This window comes from Streptomyces sp. Qhu_M48, assembly GCF_051305195.1.
Lineage (GTDB): Bacteria > Actinomycetota > Actinomycetes > Streptomycetales > Streptomycetaceae > Streptomyces.
In genome coordinates this window covers 6,588,164-6,607,628 of record NZ_CP195432.1, presented here as the reverse complement: position 1 = coordinate 6,607,628, position 19,465 = coordinate 6,588,164, and the positions used below count along the sequence as shown (strand labels likewise).

Annotated in this window: 21 protein-coding genes and 1 pseudogene; 12 read left to right on the top strand and 10 right to left on the bottom strand. The window is 71.7% G+C overall.

The features are described 5' to 3' along the window. Window positions 1–85 precede the first annotated feature (85 nt). A complete protein-coding gene (locus ACRRSS_RS29485) occupies window positions 86–1,129 on the top strand; it encodes a family 2 encapsulin nanocompartment cargo protein polyprenyl transferase (protein ID WP_435975453.1) in 1,044 nt (347 codons plus the stop codon). A 16-nt stretch (window positions 1,130–1,145) separates the two neighbouring features. Here the strand turns inward: ACRRSS_RS29485 and ACRRSS_RS29480 are convergent, their stop codons facing one another. Further along, complete coding sequence (locus ACRRSS_RS29480) at window positions 1,146–1,721, bottom strand: TetR/AcrR family transcriptional regulator (protein ID WP_435974091.1); 576 nt, start codon at window positions 1,719–1,721, stop codon at window positions 1,146–1,148. A 235-nt stretch (window positions 1,722–1,956) separates the two neighbouring features. Here ACRRSS_RS29480 and ACRRSS_RS29475 point away from each other — a divergent pair, with 235 nt between their 5' ends. Genes ACRRSS_RS29475 through ACRRSS_RS29465 form a run of 3 tightly spaced genes read left to right on the top strand, consistent with a single transcriptional unit; the run spans window position 1,957 to window position 3,381 of the window. Continuing rightward, the gene (locus ACRRSS_RS29475; protein ID WP_435974090.1) at window positions 1,957–2,538 is read left to right on the top strand and encodes a dihydrofolate reductase family protein; all 582 of its coding nucleotides are present in this window, start codon (window positions 1,957–1,959) and stop codon (window positions 2,536–2,538) included. Between the two features lie 42 nt (window positions 2,539–2,580). After that, on the top strand, window positions 2,581–2,919 hold the full coding sequence (locus tag ACRRSS_RS29470) for a hypothetical protein (protein ID WP_435974089.1): 339 nt from the start codon (window positions 2,581–2,583) through the stop codon (window positions 2,917–2,919). 42 nt (window positions 2,920–2,961) lie between these two features. After that, on the top strand, window positions 2,962–3,381 hold the full coding sequence (locus ACRRSS_RS29465; RefSeq protein WP_435974088.1) for a DUF6304 family protein: 420 nt from the start codon (window positions 2,962–2,964) through the stop codon (window positions 3,379–3,381). A gap of 129 nt (window positions 3,382–3,510) precedes the next feature. On the opposite strand, the gene snpA is transcribed toward ACRRSS_RS29465, so the two are convergent. Then, window positions 3,511–4,155: a snapalysin gene (snpA, locus tag ACRRSS_RS29460; RefSeq protein WP_435974087.1), complete on the bottom strand. Its 645-nt coding sequence runs from the start codon at window positions 4,153–4,155 to the stop codon at window positions 3,511–3,513. A gap of 185 nt (window positions 4,156–4,340) precedes the next feature. Between snpA and ACRRSS_RS29455 the strand changes: the two genes are divergently transcribed. Further along, a complete protein-coding gene (locus tag ACRRSS_RS29455) occupies window positions 4,341–5,309 on the top strand; it encodes a LysR family transcriptional regulator (protein WP_435974086.1) in 969 nt (322 codons plus the stop codon). Next, on the top strand, window positions 5,306–5,791 hold the full coding sequence (locus tag ACRRSS_RS29450) for an N-acetyltransferase family protein (RefSeq protein ID WP_435974085.1): 486 nt from the start codon (window positions 5,306–5,308) through the stop codon (window positions 5,789–5,791). The genes ACRRSS_RS29455 and ACRRSS_RS29450 overlap by 4 nt, the downstream gene beginning before the upstream one ends. Before the next feature lie 34 nt (window positions 5,792–5,825). Here ACRRSS_RS29450 and ACRRSS_RS29445 read toward each other — a convergent pair whose 3' ends face one another. Continuing rightward, on the bottom strand, window positions 5,826–6,980 hold the full coding sequence (locus tag ACRRSS_RS29445) for a hypothetical protein (RefSeq protein WP_435974084.1): 1,155 nt from the start codon (window positions 6,978–6,980) through the stop codon (window positions 5,826–5,828). Window positions 6,981–7,131: 151 nt separating this feature from the next. After that, window positions 7,132–7,527, bottom strand: coding sequence for a superoxide dismutase, Ni (gene sodN / locus ACRRSS_RS29440; RefSeq protein WP_015036129.1), 396 nt, complete (start codon window positions 7,525–7,527; stop codon window positions 7,132–7,134). A 134-nt stretch (window positions 7,528–7,661) separates the two neighbouring features. Here sodN and sodX point away from each other — a divergent pair. After that, a pseudogene (gene sodX, locus ACRRSS_RS29435) lies at window positions 7,662–7,997 on the top strand (nickel-type superoxide dismutase maturation protease); the annotation flags it as partial. A gap of 17 nt (window positions 7,998–8,014) precedes the next feature. Here the strand turns inward: sodX and ACRRSS_RS29430 are convergent. Next, window positions 8,015–8,668 (bottom strand): CGNR zinc finger domain-containing protein, encoded by a 654-nt coding sequence (locus ACRRSS_RS29430; protein WP_435974083.1) that lies wholly within the window; start codon window positions 8,666–8,668, stop codon window positions 8,015–8,017. A gap of 95 nt (window positions 8,669–8,763) precedes the next feature. Here ACRRSS_RS29430 and ACRRSS_RS29425 point away from each other — a divergent pair, with 95 nt between their 5' ends. Next, on the top strand, window positions 8,764–9,513 hold the full coding sequence (locus ACRRSS_RS29425) for a class I SAM-dependent methyltransferase (protein WP_435974082.1): 750 nt from the start codon (window positions 8,764–8,766) through the stop codon (window positions 9,511–9,513). 115 nt (window positions 9,514–9,628) lie between these two features. Here ACRRSS_RS29425 and ACRRSS_RS29420 read toward each other — a convergent pair whose 3' ends face one another. From ACRRSS_RS29420 to ACRRSS_RS29410, 3 genes are read right to left on the bottom strand one after another with little or no spacing between them, the layout of a single operon-like run. Beyond that, window positions 9,629–10,396 carry an amino acid ABC transporter ATP-binding protein gene (locus ACRRSS_RS29420; protein ID WP_435974081.1) on the bottom strand — a complete coding sequence of 256 codons (768 nt, stop codon included), beginning with the start codon at window positions 10,394–10,396 and terminating at the stop codon, window positions 9,629–9,631. Beyond that, the gene (locus ACRRSS_RS29415) at window positions 10,393–11,343 is read right to left on the bottom strand and encodes an amino acid ABC transporter permease (RefSeq protein WP_435974080.1); all 951 of its coding nucleotides are present in this window, start codon (window positions 11,341–11,343) and stop codon (window positions 10,393–10,395) included. The genes ACRRSS_RS29420 and ACRRSS_RS29415 overlap by 4 nt, the downstream gene beginning before the upstream one ends. 29 nt (window positions 11,344–11,372) lie before the next feature. Next, complete coding sequence (locus tag ACRRSS_RS29410; RefSeq protein WP_351895453.1) at window positions 11,373–12,341, bottom strand: ABC transporter substrate-binding protein; 969 nt, start codon at window positions 12,339–12,341, stop codon at window positions 11,373–11,375. A 537-nt stretch (window positions 12,342–12,878) separates the two neighbouring features. Here ACRRSS_RS29410 and ACRRSS_RS29405 point away from each other — a divergent pair. The 3 genes from ACRRSS_RS29405 to ACRRSS_RS29395 all read left to right on the top strand — a co-directional run bounded on the left by ACRRSS_RS29405 (window position 12,879) and on the right by ACRRSS_RS29395 (window position 16,690). Next, window positions 12,879–14,090: an NAD(P)-dependent malic enzyme gene (locus tag ACRRSS_RS29405; RefSeq protein WP_435974079.1), complete on the top strand. Its 1,212-nt coding sequence runs from the start codon at window positions 12,879–12,881 to the stop codon at window positions 14,088–14,090. Between the two features lie 146 nt (window positions 14,091–14,236). Next, window positions 14,237–15,202, top strand: a complete 966-nt coding sequence (locus ACRRSS_RS29400; protein ID WP_435974078.1) for a zinc-binding dehydrogenase — start codon at window positions 14,237–14,239, stop codon at window positions 15,200–15,202. A gap of 90 nt (window positions 15,203–15,292) precedes the next feature. Beyond that, on the top strand, window positions 15,293–16,690 hold the full coding sequence (locus ACRRSS_RS29395; RefSeq protein WP_435974077.1) for a cellulase family glycosylhydrolase: 1,398 nt from the start codon (window positions 15,293–15,295) through the stop codon (window positions 16,688–16,690). Window positions 16,691–16,701: 11 nt separating this feature from the next. Here ACRRSS_RS29395 and ACRRSS_RS29390 read toward each other — a convergent pair whose 3' ends face one another. Together ACRRSS_RS29390 and ACRRSS_RS29385 are read right to left on the bottom strand one after the other, a co-directional pair. Continuing rightward, complete coding sequence (locus ACRRSS_RS29390; protein ID WP_435974076.1) at window positions 16,702–17,601, bottom strand: PadR family transcriptional regulator; 900 nt, start codon at window positions 17,599–17,601, stop codon at window positions 16,702–16,704. A gap of 1 nt (window position 17,602) precedes the next feature. Continuing rightward, window positions 17,603–18,478, bottom strand: coding sequence for a DUF4097 family beta strand repeat-containing protein (locus ACRRSS_RS29385; protein WP_435974075.1), 876 nt, complete (start codon window positions 18,476–18,478; stop codon window positions 17,603–17,605). A 150-nt stretch (window positions 18,479–18,628) separates the two neighbouring features. Between ACRRSS_RS29385 and ACRRSS_RS29380 the strand changes: the two genes are divergently transcribed. Further along, window positions 18,629–19,444: a hypothetical protein gene (locus ACRRSS_RS29380; protein WP_435974074.1), complete on the top strand. Its 816-nt coding sequence runs from the start codon at window positions 18,629–18,631 to the stop codon at window positions 19,442–19,444. Window positions 19,445–19,465 lie beyond the last annotated feature (21 nt).

Genomic DNA, 19,465 nt, shown 5'->3' with positions numbered 1-19,465 from the left:
CCGCGCGAGGCCGAACGGTGGGGGCCGACACGCGGGGCCGACACATGAGATCGCCACGGAGGATACGAAGGAAATGACCGTGACCATGGCCAGTGCGGATGCCGTCAGTGACGGTCAGGGGGCCGTGAGGCTCCTGGACCGGACGCGGACAGCCGTCCATCCCCAACTGCGCTCGACCGTCGAGACCCTGCCCGGTTCCATAAGGCGCGTCGCGATGTACCACTTCGGCTGGGAGCACGCCGACGGCAGCCCGGCCGCCGAGCAGGCCGGCAAGGCGATCCGGCCCGCCCTGGTGCTCGCGGCCGCCCGCGCCCTCGGTGCCGAGGAGGCCGTGGCCGTGAAGGCCGCCGCCGCGGTGGAGCTCGCCCACAACTTCACCCTGCTCCACGACGACATCGTCGACGAGGACCCGACCCGGAGACACCGGCCCACCGCCTGGACCGTCTTCGGCATCCCGGACGCGCTGATCGCCGGGGACGCGATGAGCGCGCTCGCCCTGCGCCTGCTCGCCGAGGACCCGCACCCCGCGTCGGCCGCCGCCTCCGCGCGCCTGACCGCCTGCATCATCGAGCTCTGCGCGGGCCAGCAGGCGGACTGCGCCTTCGAGCAGCGCGGGCCCCGCGAGGTCTCCCTCGACGAGTGCATGGCCATGGCCACCGCCAAGACCGGTGCGCTGCTCGGCTGCTCCTGTGCCATCGGCGCGCTCTACGCGGGCGCCGGCGAGGAGGAGGTCGCGGCGATGGACGCCTTCGGCCGGGAGGCCGGCCTCGCCTTCCAGCTGATCGACGACCTCATCGGGATCTGGGGCGACCCTGACCGTACGGGCAAGCCGGCAGGGGCCGATCTGGTCGCCCACAAGAAGTCGCTTCCGGTGGTGGCGGCGCTCGCCTCCGGGACGGCGGCGGGGGAGGAGCTGGCCGAGCTGTACTCCCGTCCGGTCCTCGACGCGGCGGCGGTCCGGGCCGCCGCGGACGCGGTCGAGCGGGCCGGCGGGCGCGACTGGGCCCAGGCCCAGGCGGCCGAGCGGATGGGCCGCGCCGTCGAGTACCTGGCGCAGGCGGTCCCGGACCTGACGGCGGCGGGGGACCTGCTGGCCCTTGCGGAGTTCGTCACGAGGCGTACGCGCTGAGCCCCGGGACGGGCGGTCACACCTCGGGGACGATCCGGCTGACCACCGTCTCGATCAGGTCGTCCAGGTCCCGGTCGCCGTGGAGGCCGGGAACCGTGAAGTGGTCGAACAGCAGCCCGGTGAGGGCGAAGTAGAGCAGCCGGACCGTGTCCGCGTCCCCGGGCATGTCCGAGGAGAGGTGCAGCCGGACGTTCTCGTCGAGGTCGGCGCGGAGCACCTTGGTGAGCTGGGTCCGCAGCTCTGGGCGGCGGGCGGCTTCGAGACGGAGCTCGAAGAGGCCGAGGTAGCAGGTGCGCTCGGCGGCGAGCCGCTGGGCGAGTTGCCGCATGAGCTCGACGACCAGAGCGCGGCTCGGTGTCGGCACCAGCGAGTCCTCGATGACCCCTGGCGCGGGGGTGAGCCGCACGAAGATGCGGTCGGCGACCTGGGAGAGCAGGTGGTCCCGGTCGCGGAAGTAGTTGGACGAGGTGCCCGTGGGGACCCCCGACCCGGCGTCGACCGCCCGGAAGGTGAGCCCGCGGGCGCCCTCGTCCGCCAGGACCTGGATCGCGGCGTCGAGCAGCGCCGTGCGGCGTTCCGGGTTTCTCGCCATGTCGGGCTCCCTCTGTCCGGAGCGATTCTCTCGAAGCCTCCGGTCACGTCGTAACTCAGCGGACCTCTGTGGACCACCGTGGATCTCTCCGGACCTCTCCGGCCCTCTTCGGGATCTCTCCGGGATCTCTCCGGGATCTCTTCGAACATAGGTCTTGCGTAACCACTACAGGTGAAGCACTATAGCCGTCGTGGTTGCGATCGCGGCCACGCTCCGAAGGAGAATGAGGACCGGTTTGCGCAAGCTGACGTACTACATCGCCTGCACCATCGACGGCTTCATCGGTGACCCCGAGGGCGATGCCACGTCGATGTTCAAGTACTCGGAGGGCTCCTACGGGCAGGCCATGGGCGCCGAGTACCCGGAGACCTTCCCGACGCACGCACGGGAGATCCTCGGCGTGGAGGGCGAGAACAGGCACTTCGACACCGTCGTGCAGGGGATGCGGTCGTACCGGCTCGCCCTGGACGTCGGCATCACCAGCCCCTACAGCCACCTGCGGGAGTTCGTCGCCACCCGCTCGCTGGCCGAGTCGCCCCACCCCGACGTCGAGCTGATCGCCGACGACCTCGTCGGGCGCGTCCGCGAGCTCAAGGCCGAGGACGGCCCGCTGGGCGTCTGGCTGTGCGGCGGCTCCACCATCGCGGGTGAGCTCATCGAGGAGATCGACGAGCTGATCATCAAGACGTATCCGCAGGTCTACGGCACCGGCATGCCGATGTTCGGCGCCGGCTTCGAGCCCCGTGACTTCGACCTCGCCGACGTGCGCGTCTTCGACAACGGCGTGATCGTCCGTACGTACACCAGGAAGCGGTAGCGGCGGGAAGCGCTCCCGTGCGAGGCGTCCTACCCTGGAGACATGGTGGACGAGGCGCCTCGCACGACGACGCGGGACCCCCGGGCCGAGTACAGGTGTCCGGCCTGCGGCAACCCGCGTGCCATGGTGGCCACCCGGCACAAGGTCCTCGGGGCCTGGGTGCCGGAGTGGGAGGTCCAGCCCTGTCACAGCCCCGACTGTTCGCCCCACGAGGACCCGGTAGCGGGCACGGAAGCGGGCACCGACGTGGGCACCGACGTGGCCGGGGGCGAGCACACGGACCTGGGTGCGGGCAGGGGCGCGGTCACGGGTGCGGAAGCCGCGAGCCCGCACGTGACCGGCAAGAACGTCGAGAACGGGAGAAGTCCGGCCACGGGGTGACCGGCCGAGCGCTGGAGCCGGTCATACCGCTACAGTCCGCGCATGTCATCGGAGTCGACAGAAGTCTGGACCGGCTGGTACCGGGACCGCAGCGGCGCGGAAGCGATCGTCATCACGGCCGACGGGCGGCACGTCGCCACCCGGATCAGGGGGATCGAGTACACGGGCGAGAGCTTCGCCGCGCTGAGCGCGGCCGAGGAGGGCGGACAGGCCCTCACCGGCTGTGTCCTGGAGTGGGACCTGCCGCTCCCCGTCGTCCTGGACGGTGTCGCCCAGGAGGCCACGCTGGCCTGTCTGCTGACGCTCGGTGAGCGCGCGGACCTCAGCCTAACGCTGCACTACGGCGGCGCCGCCTTCGAGTCGTGCGTCGCCGGGGGTGACTTCGACGGGGCGCTGGAGCGGGTCCGGCGCCAGCTGCCGCCCGGCGCGGATTTCGGCCGCCGACTGCTCCAGGCGGCCTGAACACGAGATCCAGGCGGCCCTGACCAGGAGGCCGCCCGAGCACGAGGACGGCGGCGCCCCGGGGAGAGGGCGCCGCCGTCATGTTCTTCCCGCCCGCTCGGCCCGTGAGGGCGGAGGCGAGCCGCCCGCTCAGCCCTTGAAGGCGGAGGCGAGGCCGTAGCGCCACAACTGGTCGACGCGGGAGCGCTCCTGGGCGTTCGGCTGGGCGTTCTGGCAGGACGTGCCGGGACCGCCGCCCGACATCAGCTCGCTGCACGGCCCGCTGTAGCGGTCCGGCAGGCCCAGGACGTGTCCGGTCTCGTGGGCGGTCACGCGGGTGGAGTTGTACTGCTGGTTCTGCCGGTAGTCGAGGAAGATGTAGCCGCTGCCGTGTCCGTCGGTGCTCGCGTACGAGCCACGGGAGTCGTTGCCCTCGTAGTAGGCGAAGTCCGGGTTGCCGCCCTCGACGAGCCGGACGTTCACCACCGAGCTGTTCCAGATCTGGGTGGAGCGGGCTATCTGGGTGCGGAAGCTCGGCGCGTTGGAGGCGCTGTAGACGACGGTGACGGCGGCCGCGCCGGGGTTGGCGGCCCGCTTCTTCGCCACCGACTTCACGACGGCGTCGAAGAAGGCCTGGTTGGCCTTCGCCTCCTCGGCCGAACCGGCGTAGGCCACGACGGCCTTGCTCGTCGAGTCGGTGCTCGCGGCCGCCGCCGGACCCGCGCCGAGGGAGGCGGCGAGGCCGAGGCCGAGGGTGGTGGCCAGCACGGAGGTGAGGACCTTGGGGTGACGCATGGGGGGCTCCTCCTGTAGGGGACTGGAGAGAGTCTCGGTGGAGCCGGGGCGTACGGGGATGATGTCAACCGCCGATAGCCCCACCGCATCACCGCCCTGTTTCCTCCCAACTGCCTTGAAAATGAAGGTGATTGAGAGGTTCCGGGTGTCTGGTGCGACTCCGGGAGCCGCCCTACCCTCGGGACATGGAGCTGGAGGTGAGACACCTGCGCGCGCTCTGCGCCATCGCGGACACGGGCAGCCTGCACAAGGCGGCCCGGCAACTGGGCATGAGCCAGCCCTCGTTGACCACCCAGCTGCGCCGCATCGAGAACTCCCTGGGCGCCGAACTGTTCTCCCGCGGCCGCACCGGCTGCCGCCCCACCCCGCTCGGCCGCTCCCTGCTCAGCCGCGCCCGCCCCCTCGTCGCCGACATGGCCGCGCTCGTCACCGAGACCCGGGCGGCGGCGGCCCGCACCGCAGGGCCCGGGCTCAGCGTCGGCTCCACCGCGAGCCGGGCGCTCCCCGGCTGGCTGCGCCGGCTCCGCCAGCGGCTGCCCGGCACCGACATCGGCCTGCGGATGGACGTCTCCGCGAACGCGCTGCTGCGGAGCGTCGCCGCCGGGCAGCTGGACGTGGCCTTCGTGCACGAGGTGGAGGGCTGTCCGTTACGGGTCCCCGAGGGCCTCAGGGGGCGGGTCCTGGTCGCCCGCGAACCGCAGTTCGTCTCCCTGGCCCGCGACCATCCGGCCGCCGCCCGGCCCGTCGTGGACCTCGCCGACCTGGCCGCCGACCACTGGATGGTCGACCCGACCGTGGACGGCGAGTGGGACGGCCTCCGACGGGTCCTGGACGCCGCCGGCATCGACCCGCCCCTGCTGCACGGCGACTACCACACGGCCGCCTCCCTCATCGTCCTCGGCGAGGCGGTCGCCCCCTGCCAGCCGACCTCGGTCCCGCGCGAGGACATGGCGGTCCGCCCCCTGCGCGGCGACCCCCTGGCGGTCCGCCTCCTGCTGTACGCGCGCCCCGGGGCGCCCCTGGACACGCTGTACGCGGAACTCGCCGCGGCCTACCGGGAGGTGGCCCTGCGGGCGGCCCCGTACCGTGAGTGGCTCCGCCGCCAGGGGACGGAGGCGGGGCTGTCGGTGGGGCCGTGCATGATGACCGTATGAGCGAACGCGAGGACGGCTCCGGCCGGGCGGTGGTACGGCACGCGCACCCCGAGGACCTGCCGGGGGTGGTGGAACTCATCGCCGAGCACGCGGCGTACGAGAAGGCCGCGCCCCCCGCCGCCGGGCTCGCCGACCGCCTCGGCCGCCTCCTCTTCGGCGCCGAACCGCCCCGCCTGCGCTGCCTGGTCGCCGCCCTCCCCGACGGCACCCTCGCGGGCTATGCCACCTGCGCTCCCGAACTCTCCACCTGGGACGGCGCGGAGTACCTCCACATGGACTGCCTCTACCTCACGGAGACCTCCCGCGGCCACGGCCTGGGCCCCCTCCTGATGGCGGAGATCCGAGCCGAGGCGCGCCGCCTGGGCCTCCGGGAGATCCAGTGGCAGACCCCCGCGTGGAACGAGGACGCGATCCGCTTCTACGACCGCCTGGGCGCAACGTCGAAGGAGAAGCACCGGTACAGCCTGCGCGTGCTGGCCTGAGCCGTCTCAGGGCAGGGCAGTGGGGCCCGGGCGCTCACGTGCGGGGCGCCATCGGCTGCTCGTCGTTCGGGGCGCTCCCGTCGTGCGGCGGCCAGGGCCCGGCGAGGAGCCGCTCGGCCTCCGCGACGATCGGCCCGGCCGACGGCGTGCGCCGGCCCGCGTGGGCGACCGCCCAGGTGTTGTACGCGTCGACCCGGTCGACCAGCGGTTTCAGCCCCCGAGGCCGGCCCAGGCTGCTCCAGCCCTCGTACGTGACGAGATCGCCCCCGGGCCCCGGGTCCAGGTGCCCGGCCACGACCAGCCGGAGCCACCAGCGCACGAGCGTCCAGCGGGCGGTGGCCTCGTCCGGAAGGTCGTCGGAGAGCCCCAGCTCGGCCACCACCCGCTCGAAGAGGCCCTCGGCCCGGTCGTGCTCCGAGCGGGGCAGGCCGGCGAGCAGCGCGAGCGACTCCGTCTCGACATCGAGCACCAGCGCCGTGAGACCCGCCTCGATCAACTGCTCCGGGAAGTGTCGCCGGCCGATCAGCCGCTCCAGGGCGAGCATCCGGAAGCACTCGACGGCCTCCGGCGCGCTGACGGCGTACGGGGTGTACGGCGTGGGCAACGTGACGTCGCTGCTCCCGTCTTCGACGAAGGAGGACCAGAAGTCCGCGGTCGCGTGCGCGGTGAGGCCGCTCGACGCCCCGCCGGTGAACTCGCGCCGGAGGTAGTCGGCGAGGTCGTTGCCGTAGAGGACGACGTCGGTCTGGTGCACGGACAGCACGGGGTGGCCCCACGCGCCGGCCGTACCGGGCAGGTAGCGGTGGCCGAAGACGGGAACGAGCCGTGGCGCGGCCGCCAGCCCGGCCCGCGCGACCCGCAGCGCCTCGTCCGTCCCGGAGGGCCTCGGGCTCCAGGAGGGATGCCAGAAGCCGCTGTGCTCCACGTCGAACAGCACCCCGTCGGCCGGGCCTTCGAGCCACCGGGCCAGCTCCTCGGGGTCACCGTCCCGCCAGTCGGGCCACGAGCCCCCGAGCGGCAGCCCGGTTCCGAGCAGCACCCGGTGGTCGGCCGCGAAGGAGAACCCGAACCGCGCCTCGACGGCGCCGAGTTCCGCCGCCCCGAGGCCGGGCCCGACGTCGACGGGGAGCAGGGCGAGCAGCAGCCGGGCGTCCTCGGGGGTGAGCGGCGAGGGCGACGGCATGATCATCCGATCAGCCTAGTTGCCGCCGGCGCACCACCGCTGACAGCCGGCGCACGGGCGCAGACGACGGCGCAAGGCCGCCGGCCGCCCGACGCGCGGGAACGCCGAAGGGGCACGGCTGTCGCCAGCCGTACCCCTTCGGGCGGGAACGGGAAGGTCAGGCCTTCTTCGTCTCCCAGAAGATGCGGTCGATCTCGGCGATGAGCTCCAGCGCCTTCTCGCCCGTCTTCGGGTCCGTCGACGCCTTGGCGGCCGAGAGGGCCTTCAGGGTGTCGTTGACCAGCTGGTTGAGCTCGGGGTACTTCTCGAAGTGCGGGGCCTTGAAGTAGTCGCTCCAGAGCACCGAGACGTGGTGCTTGGCGAGCTCCGCGCGCTGCTCCTTGATGACCGTGGCGCGGGCACGGAAGTGCGCGTCCTCGTTCGCCAGGTACTTCTCCTGGACAGCCTTGACGGATTCGGCCTCGATGCGGGCCTGGGCCGGGTCGTACACGCCGCACGGGAGGTCGCAGTGGGCGCTGACCTTCACCTTGGGGGCAAACAGGCGGGAGAGCATTGAGCCGTCCTTCCTCGTGATCGTCTTCTCAGGTGGGACATTACTCGGTGAGAAGGGCGATTTCGCGGGCGCCCCTGGGGCTTAGGCCAAAAGTCCAGGGTCGCCATGGGACTCGTGTACGAGTGGACGAGTGGATGAGTGGGTCTGTGCGTGGGCGGATCGGGAGGTGCCGGATGACCGGGTCGGGGCGGGAACGGATGGCGGAGGCCGGGGCTCCGTTCGGGATCGCCGAGGTGACGGGGGTGTCGATGGTGCCCACGCTGCTCCATGGCGATCAGCTGCTCGTGCACTACGGCGGGCGGCTGCGGCCGGGGAACGTGGCCGTGCTCCGGCACCCGCTCCAGCAGGATCTGCTCATCGTGAAGCGGCTGATCGAGCGACGTGACGGCGGCTGGTGGGTACTGGGGGACAACCCGGACGCCGAGGGGGACAGCCGGGTCTTCGGGGCCGTGCCGCCCGAGCTGGTTCTCGGGCGGGTGCGGGCGCGCTACCGGCCGGTGACGCCGGGGCGCCGGCGTTCGCCGGGGGTGACGCTCTCCTGGCTGCTCTCGTCGGTCAGGCCGGTGGGGGCGGGCCGTTCGGCCTCCAGGCGCTTGCGGGCCCGGTAGGCGGCCACGTTGGCGCGGGTCGCGCAGCGGTCCGAGCAGTAGCGGCGGGAGCGGTTGGTGGAGGTGTCGAGGTAGGCGTTGCGGCAGGGCGGTGCCTGGCAGAGGCCGAGCCGGTCGGCGCCGAACTCCGTCAGATGGAAGGCCAGCCCCATCGCGGCGATCGCCGCGTACCCCGCGGTCGCGTTCGAGGGGTGGTCGGCGAGGTGCATGTGCCACCGCGGCCGGCCGTCCTCGTCGAGGATGTCGTGGCCGGAGATCTGCGGACTCACCGGGAACTCCAGGAGCAGGGAGTTCAGCAGGTCCACGGCGCCCGTGTGGTCGCCCTCGTCGGCCGTGGTGAAGACCGCCCGCAGCCGGGCCCGTACCGCGCGGAAGCGGGTCACGTCGGAGTCGGTGGCCCGGCGGGCCATCTGGGTGGCGGGGCCGAAGAGTTCCCTGATGACCTCGACGGAGGTCAGGGCGTCCTTGTTACGGGCCGGCTCCTCGGTGTTGACCAGACGCACGGCGTAATCCGAGTAATAGGCCAGTTCCACTTGTAGTCCTTACTCCGGCGGGCTAGTGTCGCGGTCGGCAGCGGGTAACGGCTGTTACCCCTACGAGGGTATTACGAAGGCGGGGAGGAACGGCGATGACCGGAACCGACTGGGCGGGCTGGCAGCAGAGCTGGGACCGTCAGCAGGAGTGGTACATGCCGGACCGTGAGGAGCGGTTCCGCGTGATGCTCGACATGGTCGAGGCCTTGGTGGGGCCGAAGCCCCGCGTCCTCGACCTCGCGTGCGGTACGGGAAGTATCACGGATCGGCTCCTCAAGAGGTTCCCGGAAGCGAGCAGTACCGGTGTCGATCTCGACCCGGCCCTCCTCGCCATCGCCGAGGGACACTTCGCCGGCGACGGGCGCGTCACCTTCGTGACCGCCGACCTCAAGGACCCCTCGTGGGCCGCGCGGCTGCCCCACGACTCGTACGACGCCGTCCTCACCGCCACCGCGCTCCACTGGCTCCACAGCGAGCCCCTGACGGCCCTCCACGGGCAGGTGGCCGGTCTCGTCCGCGACGGCGGCGTCTTCATGAACGCCGACCACATGATCGACGAGACCACCCCCCGCATCAACGCCGCCGAGCGGGCGCGGCGGCACGCCGTCATGGACCGCGAGAAGACCGGTGGCGCCCTGGACTGGGCCGAGTGGTGGGCCCTCGCGGCCGCGGACCCCGTCCTCGCCGGGCCCACCGCCCGCCGCTTCGAGATCTACGGCGAGCACGCCGACGGCGACATGCCCTCCCCGCGCTGGCACGCCGACACCCTCCGCGCCGCCGGGTTCGGCGAGGCCAGGGCCGTCTGGGCCTCGCCCTCCGACACCCTCCTCCTCGCCGTGAAGTAGCCCGGCCGGGGAACGGAGAACCGGGGACGGGGAAGGGGCGGGACGGGGAAGGGGCGGTACGGGAGAACCCGTACCGCCCCTTCCCCGCTCCGGGTGCCTCGCGGCGCCCTTTCGCCTACAGCACCTTCGACAGGAAGGCCTTCGTGCGGTCGTGCTGCGGGTTGCCCAGGACGTCCCTCGGGTTGCCCGCCTCGACGACCACGCCGCCGTCCATGAAGACCAGCGAGTCGCCGACCTCACGGGCGAAGCCCATCTCGTGCGTGACGACGATCATCGTCATGCCCGACTCGGCCAGGTCCCGCATGACGTCGAGGACGTCACCCACGAGCTCCGGGTCGAGCGCCGAGGTCGGCTCGTCGAAGAGCATCAGCTTCGGCTCCATCGCCAGCGCGCGGGCGATGGCGACGCGCTGCTGCTGGCCGCCGGAGAGCTGGGACGGGTAGTTGCCCATCTTGTCCCGCAGGCCGACCCGGTCGAGCAGGCGCTCGGCGCGCTCGCGCGCCACCGCCCTGGACTCGCCCTTCACCTGGATGGGGGCCTCCATGACATTGCCCAGGGCCGTCATGTGGGGGAAGAGGTTGAAGCGCTGGAAGACCATGCCGATGTCCCGGCGCTGGACCGCGACCTCGCTGTCCTTCAGCTCGTAGAGCTTGTCGCCCTTCTGCCGGTAGCCGACCAGCTGCCCGTCGACCGAGAGCCGGCCGCCGTCCACCCGCTCCAGGTGGTTGATGCACCGCAGGAAGGTCGACTTGCCCGAGCCGGACGGGCCGACGAGGCAGAAGACCTCGCCGTTCTGCACTTCGAGGTCGATGCCGCGGAGGATGTGGGCGGCGCCGTACGACTTGTGGACGCCCTCCGCCTTGACCATGGGCTGGCCGGTCATGCCGATCCCTCCGGTGAGCGCTTGAACGTGGTGAGGTTCGTCTTGACCCGCTGCCACGGGGTGGGCGGCAGGCTGCGGAGCGAACCCCGGGCGAATCGGCGCTCCAGGTAGTACTGGCCGACGCTGAACACGCTGGTGAGCGCCAGGTACCAGATGGAGGCCACGAAGAGCATCTCCATCACGGCACCGGCCGTGCTGCCGATGTTCGACGAGGCCCGCAGCAGTTCGGTGTACTGCACGGCCGAGACCAGCGACGAGGTCTTCAACATGTTGATGAACTCGTTGCCCGTCGGCGGCACGATCACCCGCATGGCCTGCGGGAGGACGATGCGGCCCATCGTCTTCGTCTGGGACATGCCGAGCGCGTGCGCCGCCTCGGTCTGGCCCTCGTCGACCGACTGGATGCCCGCGCGGACGATCTCCGCCATGTAGGCGCCCTCGTTGAGGCCGAGACCGAGCAGCGCCACCATGAACGGCGTCATGACGTCCACGGTCTCGTTCTTGTAGATCGGACCGAGGTCGATGTACTGGAAGATCAGCGACAGGTTGAACCACACCAGCAGCTGGACGTAGACCGGGGTACCGCGGAAGAACCAGATGTAGAGCCAGGCGACCGCGCCCGTCACCGGGTTCTTGGAGAGCCGCATCACGGCGAAGACGACGCCCAGGACGAGGCCCAGCGCCATGGACGCGACGCTGATGATGATCGTGTTCCACAGGCCGCTGATGACCGACGGGTCGAACACCTTGTCCCACACCGTGTCCCAGATGATGTTGCCCTGGGAGAAGGCGTAGACGAGCCATCCGAGCAGTACGACGACCACGACGGCGCTGACCCAGCGCCCGTAGTGCCGCACGGGGATGGCCTTGATCGCCTCGTAGGGGGAACCCGAGGCGCCGGGCCCGGCCGGAGCGGCGGCCGGGTCCTTGCTGATCTTGTCAGTCATGACGACTGCCCTTCAGTGGAGCGGGGAGGTCACTTGCCGGCGTTGACGGTGGCCGACTTGACGGCGCTGTCCTCGACGTCCCACTTCTTCAGGGCCTCGGCGTAGGTGCCGTCCTTGATGATGGCGTCGAGCGCCTCCTTGACGGCGTCGCGCAGCTGGGTGTTCTCCTTCGAGACACCGATGCCGAAGAGGCCGACGTCGCTCTGGCTGCCGACGACCTCGAAGTCGTTGCCGCCGCCCGAGGTCTTCGCGATGTACGCGGCCACCGGGTAGTCGTTCAGGTCGGCCACGGCGCCGCCGGCCTTGACGCGGGTCTGCGCCTCGGCGTCGGTGTCGAAGGCCTGGATCGTCAGCGTCTTGGCGCCGCACTTCGTGGCCTGGGCCTTGAAGGTGTCCTCGTAGATCGTGCCGCGCTGGACGGCCACGGTCTTGCCGCAGAGGTCGTCGAGGGAGTTGATGCCCTGCGGGTTGCCCTTCTTGACCAGCAGGGAGACGCCGGAGCTGAAGTAGTCGACGAAGTCGATGCCCTTGCCGATCTTCTTCCCGCTGTCGTCCAGGCCCTCCTGGCGCTTCTTGTTGTCGGTCATCGAGGACATGATCAGGTCCTGGCGGCCGGTGTAGACCGAGGTGATCAGGCCGTCGAAGGTGCCCGAGGTGAACTTGAACTCGACGCCGAGCTGCTTGCCCAGGGCCGCGGCGATGTCGGGGTCGACACCGACGATCTTGCCGCCCTCGGTGAACTCCATCGGGGCGTACGAGGCGTCCGTGCCGACCTTGATGACACCGGCCTTCTGGATGTCGGCGGGGAGCTTCGAGAAGAGCGGGGCGGCGTTGGCGGACGCGGAGCCGCCGTCCTTCGTGGGGCTCGTGGAGCCGCCCTCGGTCTGGTCACCGCAGGCGGTCAGCAGCATGGAGCCGGCGACCGCGATGGCGGCGACCGCGGCAAGACGGGTGGTGCGGGTCTTGGCGGTCGTACAGCGCGTGGAGCGTGCGGTCATGATCGGGTTCCTCCGGCGTGTGAGGGATGCCAGGTGGGCCACGTACGCATCTTCGAGTGTCGTGACCTCGTGTGATTACGGCATCTTGCCATTCGGACCGCCTCAAACCGACGGCCACGGATGTCAAAATCGGATAACGGGTGACCCCCGAATGCCGACAGGCCGGTACATCAGGGCCGGATCTCTTGCCGTATCCCTTCCCCGTCACCGAATAATTTCCTGTTGATCTCGCCATTCGGACGAGCTGAAAGCCGCCAATCGGGTGGGGAGTGCATCTATCTGGACATCGAGTGACGTGTCGTCCTCCGTCCGTGTCCGGATGCGCTCGGTATGAGTCGCATCACCGAGTGCTTATGGACTCGTCCGCGGTGCCGTCCGTCCGGTAAGAAGGATCCTTACACCCCTCATCCGGGGCTCAGGGCGCGTTGTGCGGCGCGCCCGAGCGGCTGCCAGACAAGGCGGCCGCGGTGCCTCCCCACCCCTCCTCAACCAGGAGTGGACAACCCTCAGATGAAACAGACCTAAGGGGTCAACCCAATGGCAGCGGAGATCGTCAATCCTCGCAATGACAGTGGTACGGAAGGGGCTCCGGTGGAGCCCTTCGATCCTGTCTTCGCCCTCCACCGGGGCGGCAAGATGGCCATCCAGGCCACTGTTCCCATCCGGAACAAGGACGACCTGTCCCTCGCGTACACGCCCGGCGTCGCCAAGGTGTGCACCGCGATCGCCGAGCAGCCCGACCTGGTCAACGACTACACCTGGAAGTCCCAGGTCGTCGCGGTCGTGACCGATGGCACGGCGGTGCTCGGCCTCGGTGACATCGGCCCGGAGGCCTCCCTCCCGGTCATGGAGGGGAAGGCCATCCTCTTCAAGCAGTTCGGCGGCGTGGACGCGGTCCCGATCGCCCTCGCCACCACCGACACCGACGAGATCGTCGAGACCGTCGTCCGGCTGGCCCCGTCCTTCGGCGGCGTCAACCTGGAGGACATCTCGGCCCCGCGATGCTTCGAGATCGAGCGCAAGCTCCAGGAGCGCCTCGACATCCCCGTCTTCCACGACGACCAGCACGGCACCGCCATCGTCACCCTCGCCGCCCTGCGCAACGCGGCGAAGCTGACCGGGCGGGCCCTCGGCGACCTGCGCGCGGTCATCTCCGGCGCCGGTGCGGCCGGGGTCGCCATCGCCAAGTTCCTCCTGGAGGCCGGGCTCGGCGACGTGGCCGTCGCCGACCGCAAGGGCATCGTCAGCCGCGACCGGGACGACCTCAACCCGGTCAAGCGCGAGATCGCCGACCTCACCAACAAGGCGGGGCTCAGCGGCTCCCTGGAGGCCGCCCTCGCCGGCGCCGACGTCTTCATCGGCGTCTCCGGCGGTACGGTCCCCGAGGCGGCCGTCGCGTCCATGGCTCCGAACGCGTTCGTGTTCGCCATGGCCAACCCGAACCCCGAGGTCCACCCCGACGTCGCGCACAAGTACGCGGCCGTCGTGGCGACCGGCCGTTCGGACTACCCGAACCAGATCAACAACGTCCTCGCGTTCCCCGGCATCTTCGCCGGCGCGCTCCAGGTCCGGGCCTCCCGGATCACCGAGGGCATGAAGATCGCCGCGGCGAACGCCATCGCGGACGTGGTCGGCGACCAGCTCGCCGCCGACTGCGTGATCCCGTCGCCGTTCGACGAGCGGGTCGCCCCGGCCGTCGCGGCCGCGGTCGCCGCCGCCGCCCGCGCGGAGGGCGTCGCCCGCCGCTGACGCGCCGCCGGTACGCCGAGGGGGCCCCGTTCCGTACGCCGGAGCGGGGCCCTCTCGCGTACCCGGGGTCCGGTGGGGCCGCGGGCGACACGGGTCACACCGGGGCGTGGTTCCCTGCCCGTCCGCGGCGCCCTAGGGTCGGGTCCATGTTCGCTGCCTACGCCGCCCGAATCGACCGCGACCAGCCCCTGAACGGCCTCGAATTGGGCGAACGCCCCGAACCCGAGGTGCGGTCCGGCTGGACCACCGTCACCGTCAGGGCCGCCTCGCTCAACCACCACGACCTGTGGTCGCTGCGCGGGGTCGGACTGCCCGAGGAGAGGCTGCCGATGATCCTCGGCTGCGACGCCGCGGGCATCGACGAGGACGGAAACGAGGTCGTCCTGCACTCCGTCATCGGCCAGACGGGTCACGGCGTCGGACCGGACGAGCCCCGGTCCATCCTCACCGAGCGCTACCAGGGCACCTTCGCCGAGCGGGTGACCGTGCCCCGCTGGAACGTGCTGCCCAAGCCGAAGGAGCTCTCCTTCGAGGAGGCCGCCTGCCTGCCCACCGCCTGGCTGACCGCGTACCGCATGCTCTTCACCAACGCCGGTGTGCGGCCCGGGGACTCGGTGCTCGTGCAGGGCGCCGGCGGCGGTGTCGCCACCGCCGCGATCGCCCTCGGCAAGGCGGCCGGCCTGCGGGTCTTCGCCACCAGCCGCGACGAGGAGAAGCGCAAGCGGGCCGTCGAGCTCGGCGCCGTCGAGGCCTTCGAGCCCGGCGCCCGGCTCCCGCGGCGGGTCGACGCGGTCATCGAGACCGTCGGTGCCGCCACCTGGTCCCACTCGATCAAGTCGCTGCGGCCCGGCGGCACGCTCGTCATCTCGGGCGCCACGAGCGGCGACCGGCCCGCACACGCCGAGCTGACCCGGATCTTCTTCCTGGAACTGAAAGTCGTCGGCTCCACCATGGGCTCCAAGGACGAGCTGGAGGACCTGCTGTCCTTCTGCGCGGCCACCGGCGTCCGGCCCGTGATCGACGACGTCCTGCCGCTGGACCGGGCGCGGGAGGGCTTCGAGCGGATGGCCTCCGGCGAACTCTTCGGAAAGATCGTCCTGACGACCTCGTGACAACCTCTTGATGACTCGTCAGGAGGACTGATGGGATCACTGGCACGCGAAACGTGAACAACGCTCACCTCGTCGTGCCGGAGGTCCACCTTGATCAGCATCATCCCTGTCTGGCGAACCATCCTCGTCGCGGGCGTCGCCGTCGCCGCGCTGCTCACCCCGACCGCCGCCCACGCGGAGACCGGGCGCACGGGCGGCGACGGCATTCCCGCCCTCACCGACGAACACGGCCGTGTCCTCACCCTGCGCGGCTGGAACGTCGAGGACAAGGCGAACCGCGGCGACGCCGCGCTCTCCGCGATCACCGAGCGGCACTTCCGCGACATGCGGGCCAGGGGGTTCAACCTCGCCCGCCTGCTGGTCTTCTGGGACGACCTGGAGCCCCGCCCCGGCCAGTACAGCCAGGGCTACCTGCGGAAGATCGAACGCATCCTGGGCTGGGCCGAGAAGCACGACGTCAAGGTCCTCATCGACTCCCACCAGGACGTCTTCGGGCCCGCCTTCGGCCACCGGGGAATCCCCGCGTGGGCGACCAGGACCGACGGGCTGCCCTTCACCCCGCACCCGGACGACTGGTTCGCCGAGTACTTCGAGCCCGCCGTCCAGCGGGCCTTCACCCACCTGTACGAGGACGAGGACCTGCGGCGCGCCCAGGCCCGGATGTGGCGGCTGCTCGCCGACCGCTTCGAGGACCACCCGGCCGTCATCGGCTACGACCTGATCAACGAGCCGATGGGTGAGATACGGGAGGGCGAGGACCTGGCCACGGCGGCCCGGCGCATCGAACGGGACCAGCTGACCCCCATGTACAACCGGCTCGCGGACGCGGTCCGTTCGGTCGACCCGTCGACCTGGGTGTTCGTCGAGCCGACCCCGATCGTGGGCGAGGGCGTGCCGACCGGGCTCGGGCGGATCGACGACCCGAAGACCGTCTACGCCCCGCACTTCTACAACACCGGCATGGAGGCGGGCGCCGACTACGACCCCGCCGCCGGCTGGATCGAGAGCTACGAGCGGGCCGTCACCCTGTACCCCACGGAGTACAAGGTGCCCGTGGTGGTGGGGGAGTGGGGTCCGCTCAACAACTCCCTGCCGAACATGAACCGCTTCTACCGGGAGGCCATGTCCTCGCTCGGCCGCTACAGCTCCGGCTGGGCGGGGTACGTCTGGTGCTACGGCGGCGGCTACTGCGCGGTGGACGGCGCCGGGACCTTCCGTACGAACAAGGAGCTGACCGCCGAGCCCTACGCGGAGGCGGTCGCCGGCACCGTGCGCTCCGCCGCGTACGACCCGGGGGCCGGGAGCTACCGGCTCTCGTACGACGCGGCCGGACGTCGGGGCTCCCGGGTCACCGAACTCTCCCTGCCGCCCGGCGACTGGCGGGTGTCGGCCCGGGGCGGCGCGCTGGTGCTCCGCCCTTCCCAGGGCAGGGCCCGGGTCCTCGCGGCCCCGGGCGCCCGGGTGACGGTGACCGCCACCCGGGGCTGAGCCCCGCTCGGCTATGCGCGCGGGCGCGACCGGAGCAGGCCCGTGATCCGGGTCGCCGCCGTCGACAGCTGTTCGCGGGTCTCGGCCAGCTGGTCCTGGCTCACCCCGTGGTCGCGGGCCGCGTCCCGGATCTCGTCGCGGAAGCGGTCGAGGAGCCGGTCGAGGTCGCGGGCCGGGTCGCCCGAACCCTCCGTGTCCCGCGCCCACTCCGGCACGTCACCGGCCGGGGCCGTCGCGGCCGGCGGCTCCTGGCCGGCGGCCTTCGGATGGGTCGTGCCCGTCACGAGGTCGCCGAGCTGGGCCGTGATGCCGGAGAGGCCCTCCCAGACCCCCTTGGGCCAGTCACCGCGCGAGAAGCGGTCCTGGACCTCCTCCTGCACCTGCTGCGCGATCCGCTGGAACTCCTTCGCCTGGTGGCGGGCGGACCTGGCCTCGGCACGGGCCTGGCGGGCCTGCTCCTTCCACTCCTGGCCGACCCGGCGCAGCTCCTCCTTGGCATCGGCGAACGAGGAGGGCTCGGCCGCGCGGGTCCGGCCCGCCGCCGCGCGCATCTCGCTGCGCACCCGGCCGGCCGCGCCCCGCACGTCGTCGCGGATCTCCGCCGCGAGCTCGGAGACCGACTCGCGGATCTCCCGCTCCAGGTCGTCCAGTTCGGTGCCGCGCCCGGCGAGTTCGGCGCGGCCCGCGTCGGTGATCGAGTACACCTTCCGGCCGCCCTCGCTGGCGTGGGTGACGAGGCCCTCGGCCTCCAGCTTGGCCAGGCGCGGGTACACCGTGCCCGCCGAGGGCGCGTAGAGCCCCTGGAAGCGCTCCTCCAGGAGTCGGATCACCTCGTAGCCGTGGCGCGGGGCCTCGTCGAGCAGCTTGAGCAGGTAGAGGCGGAGGCGGCCGTGCGCGAAGACGGGCGGCATGTCAGAGCACCTTTCCGGTCGCGGAGGGGGCGGGGGAGGGGGTGGAGCCGCTGTCCTCGTCCGGCTCGGGACGGCGGAGCAGCGCGATGGAGCCGGAGACGGTGGTCGCCTTGAGGGTGCCCCGGCCGGCACCGAGGGTGCCGGTGACGGACTTGGTGCCCCACTGGCCGTCCACCCTGAGGTCCTCGAAGGCGTTCGACACGGAGCCGCTGGTGGTGCTCGCCGAGACCCGGGCGTCGGCCGGGTGCGGAAGCCGGATGGCGACCTCGCCGGAGACGCTGGACAGCCTGATGTCGGCGGGCGGCCCGTCCAGGTCGGCCGGGTCCAGGTCGATGACCATGCTGCCGCTGACCGTCTCGGCCTTCACGGAGCCGCCCGCGCCCTCGATCACCGTCACGTCCCCGGTCACGGAGTTGACCCGCAGGGCGCCGGTGACCGACTGGGCCTCCAGGTTGCCCGAGACGCTCTCGGCGCGGACCGGGCCGGAGAGCCCGAGGAGGGTGGTGTCGCCGGTGACTCCGCGCACCTCCGTACGGCCCGTGATGCCGGTGACGACGGCCTCGGCGCCGACCACCCCCACCTCGACGTCGACACCCGCGGGGACCGCGACGGAGACGACGGCCCGGCGGCGGAACTCCTTGCGGTCGAGCCACTTCAGGACGCTCTTCCACTGCAGGTCCTCGTAGCTCACGGTCAGCGTGGAGCCGTCCTGCGACACGATCAGGGGCGGGCCCTCGATCTCGGAGATCTCCACGCGGGCGGAACTCTCGTCCGTCCCCACCACGTTCACCGTGCCGTTGACGATGCGGACGCGCAGGCGGGTCACGGGGTCGGTGGGCGCCAGCTTCGTCGGCTCGGCGACGGACCACTCTGTCATGGTGCTGACCTCCCGGTTCGGCAACGCAACATATCGCGTCTCTTGGGGAACACGATATATCGCGGTGAGGGGAAGTCAACCCTGACTCTCCCCTGACAGGGTGGGGGCAATCTCCCTCGTACACGGACAAATTGGCCTAGCGTAGGGCTCATGAACGCGACATCCGGCCTCCACCCCGTCGGCGCGCTGCTCCTCTGCCGCGCCGATCCCCCGGCGGTCCGGCCGCCGGCCCAACTGCTCAGGGAACAGCTGCTCCTCGCCCCCGCGGGCACCGACTGGAGCGTGCTCGTCCCGGAGGGGAAGCCCTGGCTGCACGGCGGGGAACCCGTCGACCAGGTCGTCACCGGCTGGGCCACCGCCCTCGCCGTCTCCGCCGCGACCTGGCCCGTCGTCGCGCTCTGGTGGGACCGGGACCGGGCAGGGGTCACGCTCGCCGCAGGCTTCCGCCGTACGGTCGGCTACACCTGGCTCGCGGACGGCACCCCCGTCGGCGAGGACGAGGCCATGCGCACCTTCGCCGCCCGGCTCGCCCTCGACCCCGTCCTCGACGTGCAGGCCCTCGAACCGCTCACCCGGCCCGACCCGGACGCCGACGCCCACAGCAGGCTCCTCGGCGTCGTCGCCGTCCTCGGCCGCGTCGGGCTCGCCCTGCCGACCGGACTCCTCCCCGGCGAGAACGCCGACCGGCTCCGCTCCGTCGCCCTGGCGCAGGGCGCCGAGCAGCTCGAAGGGGCCGGCTGGCGGGAGGCCGTACGCGCCGAACTCGACGTGGTGGAGGGCGGTCCCCTCGGCCCGTACCTGCGCGGCCCCAGGGCGCGCCTGCTGGGCGGGGCGCAGCTCGCGGCGGGGGTTCCGCTGCTGCTCTGGGGCCTCGGCCGGCGCAGCGGCGGCTGGGCGACGGCCGGGGCGGTGCTCGTCGCCCACGGCGCGCTCGGCCTCGTCTACGACCGGCTGCGGGAGGGGTGAGCCCGCGCGCGTGGGCGTAGC